Source organism: Pseudomonas sp. FA117, assembly GCF_057370475.1.
The window spans coordinates 3,149,333-3,162,668 of record NZ_CM170675.1; the positions used below are offsets into that span (position 1 = coordinate 3,149,333).

Annotated in this window: 7 protein-coding genes and 3 pseudogenes; 4 read left to right on the plus strand and 6 right to left on the minus strand. The window is 57.6% G+C overall.

Features of this window, described 5'->3' with window-relative positions; translation table 11 throughout:
- Positions 1-208: 208 nt before the first annotated feature.
- Entirely contained in the window at positions 209-1,054 is an 846-nt protein-coding gene (locus tag AC1TXO_RS14510) for an AraC family transcriptional regulator (protein WP_486402398.1), read from the minus strand.
- 181 nt (positions 1,055-1,235) lie between these two features.
- Between AC1TXO_RS14510 and AC1TXO_RS14515 the strand changes: the two genes are divergently transcribed.
- A complete protein-coding gene (locus AC1TXO_RS14515; RefSeq protein WP_486402399.1) occupies positions 1,236-1,739 on the plus strand; it encodes a YkgB family protein in 504 nt (167 codons plus the stop codon).
- Between the two features lie 361 nt (positions 1,740-2,100).
- Positions 2,101-3,121: pseudogene (locus AC1TXO_RS14520) on the plus strand (aldehyde dehydrogenase family protein); the annotation flags it as partial.
- 86 nt (positions 3,122-3,207) lie between these two features.
- Here AC1TXO_RS14520 and AC1TXO_RS14525 read toward each other — a convergent pair.
- The 5 genes and pseudogenes from AC1TXO_RS14525 to AC1TXO_RS14545 all read right to left on the minus strand — a co-directional run bounded on the left by AC1TXO_RS14525 (position 3,208) and on the right by AC1TXO_RS14545 (position 8,770).
- Complete coding sequence (locus AC1TXO_RS14525) at positions 3,208-3,825, minus strand: nitroreductase family protein (RefSeq protein ID WP_486402400.1); 618 nt, start codon at positions 3,823-3,825, stop codon at positions 3,208-3,210.
- A 140-nt stretch (positions 3,826-3,965) separates the two neighbouring features.
- Entirely contained in the window at positions 3,966-4,511 is a 546-nt protein-coding gene (locus AC1TXO_RS14530; protein WP_486402401.1) for a carboxymuconolactone decarboxylase family protein, read from the minus strand.
- A 177-nt stretch (positions 4,512-4,688) separates the two neighbouring features.
- Entirely contained in the window at positions 4,689-5,663 is a 975-nt protein-coding gene (locus AC1TXO_RS14535; protein WP_486402402.1) for an AraC family transcriptional regulator, read from the minus strand.
- Positions 5,664-6,501: 838 nt separating this feature from the next.
- Entirely contained in the window at positions 6,502-7,605 is a 1,104-nt protein-coding gene (locus tag AC1TXO_RS14540; RefSeq protein WP_486402403.1) for an IS5 family transposase, read from the minus strand.
- Between the two features lie 190 nt (positions 7,606-7,795).
- Positions 7,796-8,770 (minus strand): annotated as a pseudogene (locus tag AC1TXO_RS14545) (IS5 family transposase).
- A 284-nt stretch (positions 8,771-9,054) separates the two neighbouring features.
- On the opposite strand from AC1TXO_RS14545, the pseudogene AC1TXO_RS14550 reads away from it, so the two are divergent.
- Together AC1TXO_RS14550 and AC1TXO_RS14555 are read left to right on the plus strand one after the other, a co-directional pair.
- Positions 9,055-9,690: pseudogene (locus tag AC1TXO_RS14550) on the plus strand (hypothetical protein); the annotation flags it as partial.
- Between the two features lie 48 nt (positions 9,691-9,738).
- Positions 9,739-13,323 (plus strand): YadA family autotransporter adhesin, encoded by a 3,585-nt coding sequence (locus AC1TXO_RS14555; protein WP_486406845.1) that lies wholly within the window; start codon positions 9,739-9,741, stop codon positions 13,321-13,323.
- Positions 13,324-13,336: the final 13 nt, after the last annotated feature.

The following is a 13,336-nucleotide window of genomic DNA, read 5'->3' on the forward strand; positions in this document are numbered from 1 at the left end:
CCGCGCCCGTCGCCACCTAGTGTATCCACGAGCAGCTGCTCTACCTATCGCGGCGCGTTCGTCTTGACGTAGAAGCGCTGATATACGGGTATGCGCTGTTTTCCTTAGTCAGTGAACCGCTTTCGCACACAGCTCTCTGACCTTGCTGTTCCTGATCGTGCTGGGGATTGAGCTTTTTGTCGTCCATTCTTTTGATACGCGCTGCCGACTATCGAACAGGGTGCGCGTCAGCTGCATCGATCGACTTCACCCAATCACGAGGGTTGAGCCCCGTCTTGCGCCGGAAGGCGCGAGCCAGAGCAGAGGGGCTTTCATACCCCACCTGGTCGGAGACCAGCGCCATGGCGGTTCCTTCCCGCAACAGTTTCTGGGCCAAGCTGATTCGCCAGCTCAGCAGATAATCGGCAGGCGTCTGCCCGATTACAGCCTTGAAGCGCGCAGCATAGCTCGCGCGCGACATGTTCGATTCGCCGGCCAATTCCGATATCGACCAGGGATGTTCAGGCGTCTCATGAATCTTGACCAATGAGCGAGACAGGCGAGCATCAGCAAGGCCGGCCATCATTCCGGACTCGAGCTGATGGTGGTCGAGCAGATGCCGCAACAGCTGGATGACGGTCAGCTCGAAGAGTCGATCCAGCGTAGCGCGACGACCGCAGTGATCGCCGTCGGCCTCGGCGAACAACCATTTGACCGTGTCCCAGAGCATAGGAAGCTCGGCCAGTGGCAAAACCAGCATGTCGGGCAGTGCTGCCGTCAGCGGGTTATCCACACCGCCTGCAAACTCCAGGGATGCGCATTGCAAACGGGCTTCACCCGCCAGCGTGCTGGATATCTGGTGCCAGTTGGGACGAGGAATGAAAATCAGGCTCGGTTCGGTCAGCCGTACATTCGAGCGCCCCCCGACCGATAATTCCACTATCCCACCCTGCAGTAGATGCATATGCCCCTTGCGGTCTGCGCCGGTGTATCGCCTGGTGCCACAAAACCCTCCGCTGTAGTACAGCTCGGCACGCACACTGTATAGCGCCAGTAGCTTGGATAAACGATCCATAGATTCGCGCACCTCTGGTCTGGACGATCTGCAGCAAATTCTAGACTATCTGCGCCCGAAATAACGACGCTCCGGTGCATCATGACCCTGTACTCAAACGGCGTTGCTTGCTTCGAAAGGAAGTGGGCCGTACGCCCCCTGATAAGCAGGCCCTTGCAACACACTTTCTTGGAGATCGCTCATGAAAACCTCTACTGACCGTTCCATCGCCACCCGCATTCTGAACAGAGGGCTGGGCCAGCATGTCACCCGCACCGGCGTTGTAGGTATCTACGTGGCCATGGCCATCATTTACTTCTGGTTTGGAGGCATGAAGTTTACAGGCTACGAGGCAAATGGGATTCATGGCTTTGTCAGCAACAGCCCGTTGCTGTACTGGGTGTACAACCTCATGAGCGTCCAAGGTTTCTCCAACTTTCTGGGGGTTCTGGAGGTATCCATTGGCCTGCTCATTGCCGGCCGGGTGTTTTCTGCAAAGTTCTCGGCCTTGGGCGGGTTGCTCTCCGCAGGCCTGTTCATCACGACGCTTTCATTCATGCTGACCACCCCAGGCGTGTTCGAACCGAGCCTCGGTTTCCCTGCGATTTCCGTGGTGCCAGGCCAGTTCTTGCTGAAAGACTTGGGTCTGCTCGCCGCTTCGATTTTCATTGCTGGCACATCGATGACTGCACTTGAGCAGAAATAAAATCTCGTTTTTTGACAAGGGTCTCCTGCGCAGCAGAAGGCCCTTTTTGCTCCTGTCCTACCCCTCGGTCGCGAATCATCTTCATCCGGTTCCTGGGTGAGTAAGGCTTTAACGATGGCCTCGTGCTCCAGAATGGCGAGGCAGGCCTGGCGCGCCAAATTGGCCTCGGATCGCTCGTTCGATTCGATCCGGTTTCGAGGAATCAGGGCGCTCCCCAGATGAACTTTGCTCCCGTACTTACTGCATGTTGCTATCCAACATTTCATCGGTGAACCCTATCTGTGCCGCGCCACCGCTGCGGCTGTAGCCTTTGGAACTAACACCAGAAACGAGCGCCGGCGTCCGAGGCCGGCACTTTGGATCAAGCGCTAAGGCCACCGCAAAGGTCTTTGCCTGCGAGATCACCCGTGCAGCTGTCGATACTGCCATGCCGGCAGGCGTCTTCAACGTTATCTACGGGGCGGGTGTCGGCAAGCGGTTGGTAAAGCACCCGGCCATTCAGGCCATCAGCATCACGGGCCCTATGAAATATGGACGCGCGCTGTGCGACCTGGCCGCTTCGCGACCTCGCCCGATCCCGATCTTGCCGGTGAGTAGCATTGATACGGTCGTGGTGCTGACCACTGCACTGGAAAAACGCGGCGAGCACATAGCTACCGAGCTGGCAGCCTTGGTGATGTTGGGCTGCGGCCAGTTCTGTACCAACCCAAGCCTGGTACTTGGCGCCCGCTCGGCCGCGTTCGATAACTTCCTAGAGCAACCCTCCGCTCGCTTCGCGGCTCGAGGCCGCTCAGACCATGCTCAACGCCGGGAGCCTACGCAGGTACGAGCGCGGTATCGCAGCGCTGCATGCTCACCCTGAGATCCATCATCTAGCAGGGGCTCCTGAGGAAGGGGTCGACATACTCATCCGCAACTGTTCTAGGCAGATTCTGAGTTGTTGATCGGGGGGAGACACGCTGCTGCAAGAAGCGGTTTTCGGGCCCGTGTTCGTTGTTGTCGAAGTGGCCGACGCCATCGAGCTCGAGCGAGCATTGCAAGGGCCCCACGGCCAACTCACCGCAACGCTCATCGCCGAGGCTCAGGACCTGGATTTGTTCGCGAACCTAGTTCCGCTGCTGGAACAAAAGGCCGGACGCCTCCTGCTCAACGGGTATCCTACTGGCGTGGAGATCTACGACGCGATGGTACACGAAGGGACGTATCCGGCGACTTCTGACGCCCGAGGAACATCGGTTGGCATACTCGCGATCGACCGTTTCCTTCGCCCAGTCTGCTACCAGAACTATCCGGACGCGCTGCTGCTGGACGCGCTGAACAATGCGAACCCCCTGGGCCTGCTGCGCTTGATCGATGGAGCGCCTAGCTGCGACGCGGGGTAACGGCAAAGCCCCGGGCAGCGCGAGGCGGCCGGGGGCTTTAAAAGATCGGGCATCCTTGATGCCCTGGCAATCGATTGAATCGAGGATCAAGCGAAGCTCAATACCTCGATGACTGGCATACGCGGCTTCTGCGGCCAATTGCCGGCGCGTTCCGGTCCAACGCTCAGCAGCATCACCGGAATCTCATTGCCCGCCAGGCCGAATTGGCGGTGAACAGCCTCGGCATCGAAACCGATCATCGGCGTCGAACCCCAACCCAGTGAGCGGGCCGCATAGATCATCGCTGCACTGCCGAACGTCGCGGTACGTACCGCCTCGTCGCGCTGGCGTTGGGGTTGATCGTCATACAGGCTACGCGCGGGCGCTTCCCATTCGGGTACAAGATGCGCCGGCATGATGCCCGCCTCTACCACCGGCGCCAGACGATCAGGAATGGTGCTGGCATCTGCCAACTGACCGATGACAACGAAGGTAACCGCAGCTTGGGTGACCGCGGGCTGATCCCATGCGATCGCGCGCAAGCGGGCCTTGGCCTCGGGTGTGCGTACGGCAATAAAGCGCCAGTTCTGCAGATGGAAGGAGGTTGGCGCACACGTACCGATACGCACCAGGTCACGGATCTGATCGTCGCTCAGCGTAGCGGCGGGGTCGTAGTATTTGGCGGCACTGCGGCTCAGGATGTTTTCGATAACAGTGTTGGTCATGGTGGTCCTCGTCGATGAAGATTCAAGCGAGCAGGCAAAAACAGGGTTCCAACGCCAGGCGTCCAGGACAATCGCAAGAAGCGAATAACCTCCCCCGTCTATGGAGAACGGCCGCGTCACCAGAGGCGCGGCCGTTGCGTTCAGATCGAGCCTGCCAGCGTGACGGCTGGGAAATCCTTTTCCGGATCGAATACGTTGTTGAAGAAGTTCGTAAGCGAGTACATCGCCACCAGCGCTACGATTTCCATGATGTTTGCATCCGTATAACCGGCCTCGCGAACCATCTGCAGGTCGCCATCGTTGACCTGGCCACGGGTCTCGATGACTTTGCGTGCGAACTGAACCGCGGCATCCCGCTTGGGATCGCTGGCATGGCCCTGGCGCGCCAGGATGATTTCATCGACCGGCATCTTTGCCAGATGCTCGGCCGTGAAGCTGTGAACACCCAGGCAATAATTGCAGCCATTCACCTCCGACACGGTCAGGCCGATGCTGTCACGGGTCTTCACATCAAGTGCCTTGCTCAAGGCGCCCAGCAAGGTTGCCCAGGCGTTAAACGCAATCGGGCTTTGCGCAAAGCTCGCCATCATGTTCGGGGTGAAGCCCAGCCCCTTGCTGAACGTGTCGAGCGTGGCTTGGGATGCGGCCGGCACGTGTTCGGGCTTGAGGACGGTGGTTCTGGTCATGGTATGTCTCCGTAGAGGTACATCGATTGGGAGACGCCACTCTAGGCCTGCGCGACATACCTTTCGAGACTGCACTCGCTCAAGAAAATGCTCAAAAGGATCAATCAAGATTCCGCCAGCCCCTATTGCGGCTAGTGCTGAAGTGGCGCGAACGGGGCAACCCCCGCCACACTTCGGCTACCGAGATGTTGAAGCTCTGCTTTCATCGAATGCCTGCCGACGCCATTGTCCAGGTGTCATCCCCAGCCTGTCCGTGAATGCACGCCGGAACGCAGCCACTGATCGATAGCCGACCGAATCGGCTACGGCCTCGGCCGTCGCTGCAGGTTTTTTCAGCTCATTTGCTGCCAGGCTCATGCGGATATCGAGCAACAGTTCGTTGGCCGACCGTCCCAATTTGCCTTGGAAATGCCGCATGAAAGTGGCGCGGGACATGCTGCACAGCCCTGCCAGCTCAGGCAGGCTCCAGGAGTGCGCTGGGTTGGAGAACATGGCGGAAATAGCCGGGGCCAGTCGAGGGTGTCCAGCAAGCGCCAACAAGCCCACCGGAGCGTGTTCAGCTTCACTGCCAGCGCGAAGCGCCAAGGCAAACAATGCAGAAGTCAGTGCGTCGAGAATGGCTCCTGCGCCAGGCTTGTCCTCGATGGTTTCCATGCGCATCAGGGTCAGTAACCCAGCCAGATGATTCGACGCCGAAAGGCCGTTGCCTGCACACGGCCCGTCCAAGGCACGAACGACCAAGTCTACCGGCAGGTAATCTCGAATCAATCGGTGATGAGGTGGCGCGATGAAAAAATGACCGCACAACATGTCCAGGCGTTCTCCCTGGCCTCGATTCTCACTCACCATCCATCCAGCGGCGCTATGCCGGATGGAGGCCGTCGCGGTTTCATCGCCACTGCCATCATGCAGCACGTGTGCCGCGCCATGGGGAAGAAGCACGAGATCCCCACCCACGAGCTCTTTGCAGGTTCCCTTCTCCAGGTCCTCGACAATCGCTCGTCCCTTGAGCACGACGTGATAGGGAATCTCGTGCGCCGCGGATCTATCCCAACTGACACGCCACGGCGCACCAAAGGAACAACGCACCTCCAACTGGCCGGTGACGGTAATCACTTTCAGAAGTTGGCTCAGCCAATCGCTCTGGGACATACGACCTCCGAACCTGGCTGTCGCCTATCCAAGCTGGTGCTTGGCCAGAACAGCATTCACATGTGTCGCCAAATTTCGTGCGGCCTGGTTGTAAATCTTTTCGTTTATGTGAGCAGCACGCAGCGCTCTTCCCTAACAACGTCGCCACGTTCACGCGCCTGGGCTTGCCCTGCCTCGATCCAATCTTGAAAAGCCTTCTGAGCGGCATCACTGAGGGGGTTGAGGTCATCAGTATCAATCATTGGCATAGCTTTTTTCCTAGTTATCGCTCGTCCGCAAACGAGACTTTGCTTTTTTCTTCGTCCGGTACAAAGAACTCAGCACCACGCATGAGAAGCCGAGAATCAGCCAAGCTCCCCAATGCCATAAGCGTGGATTTAGCGCGAGGCCAAAGGCAATGTAGGTATAAACCAAAGTGGTGATCGTAGCAAAATCTCGGAACAAGTCTGTTAGGGTCATTGCCTTTTCTCCTACTCGGCGGTGGTTTGAGTTCAGGCGCGCTTGGTTTCGCAGCGGCACGTCCCATCACTATCCGCCTGCAGGATTTCCACCTGCAGCGCGCGAAGGTGTCGCGGTCGATCCACTCGAAACACCAGAGGAAGAACAGCATGCCCTGGACCTTGCCGAGCGCCTCGCGGCGGTCTTCGTGGTTGTTGGCCAGCCCACACTCGGCACCCACCCCGTTTGCAGGCTGCGAACAACGTTCCATGGGCGCATTGTCCAGGCAATTAGCTCTGCGGCTCATGATCTGCCTGACACGGTAACGTCACAACTGCTGACGAAACTCGGCTGCCATACTGCCTAGCCTGGGCGCCCCTCTAAGAGGGTGTAGACAAAATCAAGTGGTGAGTCGACGAGCCAACATACGAGCCTCAGCCAGCCATACCCATGCCGCACTTACATCGAGCAAGCGATCATGGTGCATGATCAACCGCCTCGCGCGCTCATTCCAGGCGTGAGTCCGCTCCACTACCCAGCGTTTGGGCATCACCACAAAACCGCTTGGAGACGGCGCTGCGGTGAACAGCTCGCCTTGTTCTGAATGCCATTTCCCGGTACGACGGTTGTTCGGTCCTCGTATGACCTGAATCTGGACCGCATGAATGTGCTGCATGCGCTGAGCCCACTTTCCGGCGTAGGCACTGTCGACGAACAGCGTATTTACTGATGGGTACTTGCCCATCGAGGCCGTCACCGCGTCGTCCGCCGCATCTCGATCCTGCACGCTGGCGGCACTGATGCTCACGGCCAAAAGCAGGCCCAGGGTATCAACGACCAGGCTTCTCTTACGCCCTTTTACCTTTTTGCCGGCGTCGTACCCACTTTCACCCCCTTGGGGAGAGCTACGCGTTGATTGGGAATCGAGAACAGCGGCTGACGGCTTTTCATCTCGATCCACCCGCTCTCGCCATTGGGCCCGAAGCCGGTCGTGCATTTGCTCAAACTTGCCCTGAGCGCTCCAGCGTCGAAAGGTCTTATAGACATTGTCCCAATGCGGAAACTCACGGGACAGCATTCGCCATGAGCATCCCGTGCGCACAACATAGCAGCAAGCCTCTAAAAGCGTGCGCCGGGAGTGGCGAGGTGGCACGCCACGACCTCCCGAGACTTCAAACAAATCAGCGACCAGTGTCCATTCTGCGTCTGTCAGGCAACTGGGGTAGCGTTGCTCCGGCAACTGACGCCGGTGCGCCTCGGTGTAGCCGTAAGATTTACGAGACTCGGGAGGTTTGAAGCTACCTTTGGCTCGCGCCTTTACACGAATGATCCCGGCCAGTTTCAACGTTTTTGCAAAGGTGTCGGGATGAGCGATGATACCCGTTTCAGCCTGGAACGCCTGCGCCAATTCGGCCTGGCTGGAATAGGGCTGGGCATGAGCGAGTCTGGTCAGCAGAGGGTAATGTTCCGCTGCGATTACGGGCGGGCGTCCGGTTCGAGGCATGACTTCAAGGCTGTCCAGGCAAGGGGACGGACAGTTTAATTTATTTTGTCTACACCCTCTAAGGACCCTCCGAACAAGTTGCCCATCAGCCGGAAATGGACGGCTTGGGGATGCCGAAAAACCCGATTTTCAGTCGCTGACTATTGGATAACCAACGCACAGCCTTGGTTTACTGCCCTCACGGGCGCACCTATCCCGCAGCAGGCAGTAATTGCCGGCGCACCATCCACAGATTCGATAGGGCAAACAACGTGGTCAGTTGCGCCGTGTTCTTGGCCAAGCCCCGAAAACGAGTCTTGACATAGCCGAACTGGCGTTTGATCACCCGGAACGGGTACTCCACCTTCGCACGCACCTGCGCCTTGGCCTTTTCGATCTTGCGCTTGGCTTTGTAGAGCACGCTGCGTTTGCTCAAGTGCTTGTAGGTGCTACGACGAGCCGCAATCTTCCAGATCACTGGCCGTCCTTCATGCTCTGGCCTTTTCTCAACGCCGGTGTAACCCGCGTCGGCACAGACTACGTGCTCTGCGCCATGCAGCAGATGGGCAACTTCCGTTACGTCGGCCACGTTCGCGGCGGTGCCATGGACGTGATGCACCAGGCCCGACTCAGCATCGGCACCGATTTGCGCCTTCATGCCGAAGAAGTACTGGTTCCCCTTCTTCGTTTGATGCATTTCAGGATCGCGCTTGCCTTCCTTGTTCTTGGTCGAACTAGGTGCGTGGATGATGGTGGCGTCGACAATGGTACCCTAGCGTCGCAACGACAGGCCCTGGCCTCGCAGGTAATTGTTGATGGTTTCCAGAATGCCCGCCGCCAACTGGTGCTTCTCCAGCAGGTGCCGGAAATTCATGATCGTCGTGTCTTCGGGGATCGGAGCGCTGAGCGTCAGGCGAGCAAACTGGCCCATCGAAGTGATCTCGTACAGCGCCTCTTCCATGGCTGGATCGCTCAACGAGAACCAGTTCTGCAGCAGGTGAACACGCAGCATGGTTTCCAGTGGGTAAGGCTTGCGGCCACCGCCGACCTTTGGGTAATGCGGCTCGATCAATGCCACCAACCCGCTCCACGGCACTACCTGCTCCATCTCGGCCAGGAAACGCTCGCGACGGGTTTGCTTGCGCTTACCGGCGTACTCGAAATTGGAAAAGCTCATCTGACTCATGGGCAAGGCTTGTTGGGGTGGCTGAAGGGAGGGCTATTCCAACACAGGTCAGGTCAGCCTGTGCTGACTTGATCGGAGAATCCATAGATGGAAAATATTTGTTAGTCAACGATAGTTTATTGAATTTGTGAGGCGCATCAAAATTAGTTAAAAGAATTTCAAGACGTTTAAAATGTGCCTGTCCAGGCCCTAAGATTTGATCTCATCTCACTCATCATGGACTGGCTAAATTGAATAAAGTTCATTGTGTTACTTGGTGTGCGAGTCGTCAGCAGTGGATTGTAGTGTCTGAACTGGCGAAATCTGCCAGAAAAAAACTACGCACAGCTAAAAATATTTCGCTGCTTATCTCGGGAGTTACTGCAGCAGTATTGATTGATAGTCCAAGCGTTTTGGCTAATGTTATTGTTCCAAGTGGGTCTTGCGTAAGTACTCCGGGAAACCTCGTAGTTGGGCGCGTTACTACTGGGCCTACTACGGCCGGCCCCGTTGATAATAATGGAACCTATTCTTTGGTTTCAGGCTGCAACTCTAATGGAAATAGCACTGCCGCTACCGTTTATGGTGCTTTGGCTACAGTTACAGGGGCTGGAGGTCTAGCTTTAGGTTTTAACAGTCTAGCGGGTAAATGGGGCAGCTCAATTGGACTAGAAACAGTCTCTGGGGTTGGGGCCACGGCCCTGGGTTTTGGTAGCAATGCTACAGCTTTGAATTCGGTTGCAATTGGATCTGCGGGGGGGGACGGTACTACTGCGCTGTCCATAGCCAACTCCACGACCGCCTCGGGGCAAGGTTCTGTTGCCATTGGAAGCAACTCAGTTAAAGGCGCTCAGTCAAGCGGTGCAGACTCGGTAGCTATTGGTGCTCAGAGTAATGCTACTGGAATCTCTGCGATTGCGCTTGGCGCGCGAGCCAATGCAACTCAGAATAACGCCACAGCTTTGGGAAACAACACATCGGCAACAGGTGTGGGCAGTACCGCGTTAGGAAATGGTGCGTCAGCCAGCCAAGCAAATGCCATTGCAATTGGCAACAGCAGTACAGCTTCAGCTATAAATGCAATTAGTATCGGCAATGGTAACTCCGTAAGCGGAGCCAACTCGGGCGCTATCGGTGACCCAACCACAATTACGGGAGCTGGCTCTTATTCGTTGGGAAATAACAATACAATTAATGCCAACAATGCATTTGCACTCGGCAATAATATAACTATCGCGGCAGGCCTGTCTGGCGCCGTAGTGGTCGGTAATAATTCATCCGCTTCGGCATTTACGCCCACGGCTAACACAACTATCAACGGTGTATCCTACAACTTCGCTGGTAGTGTCCCTGTAAGTGTGTTTAGTGTGGGCGCGGCTGGAGCGGAGCGGCAAATCATCAACGTTGCGGCTGGTCAAGTGACGGGTACCAGTACCGACGCCGTCAACGGCAGCCAGCTGTTTGCCACCAACACAGCGGTAAACGCTGTGGGGACCTCGGTGAACAACATTGTCAATAACGGTGCTGGTATTAAGTACTTCCACGCTAACTCGACTTTGGTCGACAGCACCGCCAGTGGTACTGACAGTGTTGCCGTCGGCCCGGCCGCCACTGCAACAGCCACCAACGCTATGGCACTGGGTAATGGTGCAACAGCAAGCACCGCCAACTCCGTAGCCTTGGGCAGCAACGCAATTACTACTGCAGCGAACGCCACCACAGGCGGCACCATCAACGGCACCACCTTCACCTACGCTGGTGGCGCGCCGATAGGTGTGCTCAGCCTTGGCTCAGCGGGTAACGAAAGGCAAATCACCAACGTTGCGGCTGGTCAAGTGACGGGTACCAGTACCGACGCCGTCAACGGCAGCCAGCTGTTCGCCACCAACACAGCGGTAAACGCTGTGGGGACCTCGGTGAACAACATTGTCAATAACGGTGCTGGTATTAAGTACTTCCACGCTAACTCGACTTTGGTCGACAGCACCGCCAGTGGTACTGACAGTGTTGCCGTCGGCCCGGCCGCCACTGCAACAGCCACCAACGCTATGGCACTGGGTAATGGTGCAACAGCAAGCACCGCCAACTCCGTAGCCTTGGGCAGCAACGCAATTACTACAGCAGCGAACGCCACCACGGGCGGCACCATCAACGGCACCACCTTCACCTACGCTGGTGGCGCGCCGATAGGTGTACTCAGCCTTGGCTCAGCGGGTAACGAAAGGCAAATCACCAACGTTGCGGCTGGTCAAGTGACGGGTACCAGTACCGACGCCGTCAACGGCAGCCAGCTCTTTGCCACCAACACAGCGGTAAACGCTGTGGGGACCTCGGTGAACAACATTGTCAATAACGGTGCTGGTATTAAGTACTTCCACGCTAATTCCACCTTGGCCGACAGCGCCGCAAACGGCCTCAATAGCCTCGCAATTGGTCCGCAATCAGTGGCGGGCGGTGCCCAATCCCTGGCAGTAGGGGCCGGTGCGGCTGCCGCGACCGATGGCAGCGTCGCTCTGGGTAACCAGAGCAGCGTACAAGTGTTGGGCGGTGTAGCATTGGGCCAAGACTCGGTGTCGGATCGGGCAATCGCCCCCGCCAGTGGCCAAATTCCGGTTGGTAGCGGCACGATTCGCTACGACACTTCCGACGCAACGCTGTTGGGTGCCGTGTCGGTGGGTAAAAACGGTGAATACCGGCAAATTACCAACGTAGCAGACGCGACGGAAGCCCACGATGCTGTGACCTTGCGGCAACTCACCGGTGCCCTTGGATCTCTAAGCAGTACTGGTACTCTTTACTTCCACGCCAACTCGTCTAACCCGCAAGACTCGCTTGCAGCGGGGCGGGAAGCGATCGCCGTAGGGCCGGCAACCGTAGTCAACGGCGACAATGGCATCGGCATCGGCAACCAGGCCACAGTCGGCCAAGCCGCGGCTGGCGGTATTGCTATCGGTCGTAACACGCAGGTGCAGTTGGCCTCCGGCATCGCTATTGGATCCGAAGCCGAGGCTCAGGGGGAACAGTCGATCGCCCTCGGTGCTGGTGCCGTGGCCAATCACGCATCGAGCGTTGCGCTTGGATCTAGCTCTGTTACCACTGTCGGTGCACAGGACTCTTACACTGCCTATGGCCTAACCGCGCCGCAGGCGTCGGTCGGCGAACTCGGGATTGGTACCACCCTCGGTAATCGCAAGATAACCGGCGTGGCGGCGGGTTCTTCTCCCAACGATGCAGTGAACGTCGCGCAACTGACGGCTGTTGGTGATCAAGTTGCTCAAAACACCGCGGATGTAGTGAACCTCGGCGGACGTGTGACAACCATTGAGGGCAACATCAGCAGCATCACCAACGGCGGCGGCGTTAAATACTTCCACACCAGCTCCGTACAGGCAGATTCGGTAGCCAGCGGCGCAGACTCTGTAGCCATCGGCGGCAGCTCCAGGGCCACAGGTGTTGGTTCAGTCGCGCTGGGTAACGCCTCACAGGCATCCGGAAATGCATCTGTTGCTTCCGGGAACGGTGCGCTAGCATACGGTGTCGGATCGGTGGCTTTGGGCAATGGTGCGAGCGCCAGTGCCGACGGCAGTGTGGCTATCGGCCAAGGCTCCAGCGATAACGGCCGCGGCGAAGAGAACTACACCGGGAAATACTCGAACGCCAGCAATGCCAGCGTGGGCACCATTTCGGTGGGGAATGCAGCCACCGGAGAAACCCGTACTGTCAGCAATGTCGCTGATGGCCGAGCACCTACCGACGCGGTCAACGTGCGCCAACTCGACGGGGCTGTGGCCGAGTCCAAACAATATACGGATAACTCGCTGCAGAACGTCAACAACTCCATCAATAACATTGGCAACAGCATCGCCAACGTGGACAACCGTGTTACCCAAGTGGAGAGCAACGTCTCCAAGGTACAGAACGGTACCGACGGCATGTTTCAAGTTAACAACACCGCTGCCGCTGCAAAACCGTCCGCTACCGGCACCAACGCGTTGGCTGGCGGTGCGGGTTCGTTGGCCTCTGGCAACAACAGTGCAGCGGTGGGAACCGGTGCCAAAGCTACCGGAGAAAATTCGGTCGCATTGGGTAGCCGCGCCAACGCCGCTGGCAAAAACAGCACGGCTTTAGGGGCAAATTCGGTGGCTGATCGTGACAATAGTATCTCTTTAGGTACGGCCGGCAGCGAGCGGCAGATAACCAACGTGGCGGCTGCCACTCAAGGGACCGATGCGGTGAACTTCGACCAACTCAACAAGAGTGTGTCGAATATCACCAACAACGCCAACGCGTATACCGATCAGCGCTACTCCGAGATCAAGCGGGATATGAAGAAACAGGACGATACCTTAAGTGCGGGGATTGCCGGTGCCATGGCGATGGCGAGCCTCCCGCAGCCGTACGCGCCGGGCGCAAGCATGACATCACTCGCAGCAGCCAATTATCGCGGGCAATCGGCTCTGTCGTTTGGCGTTTCGAGAATTTCAGACAACGGTCGCTGGGTGTCAAAGCTGCAAGCCACCACCAACACGCAAGGGGATGCTGGGATTGGCGTCGGTGTAGGCTACCAGTGGTAGGTAAAGGGAGTTC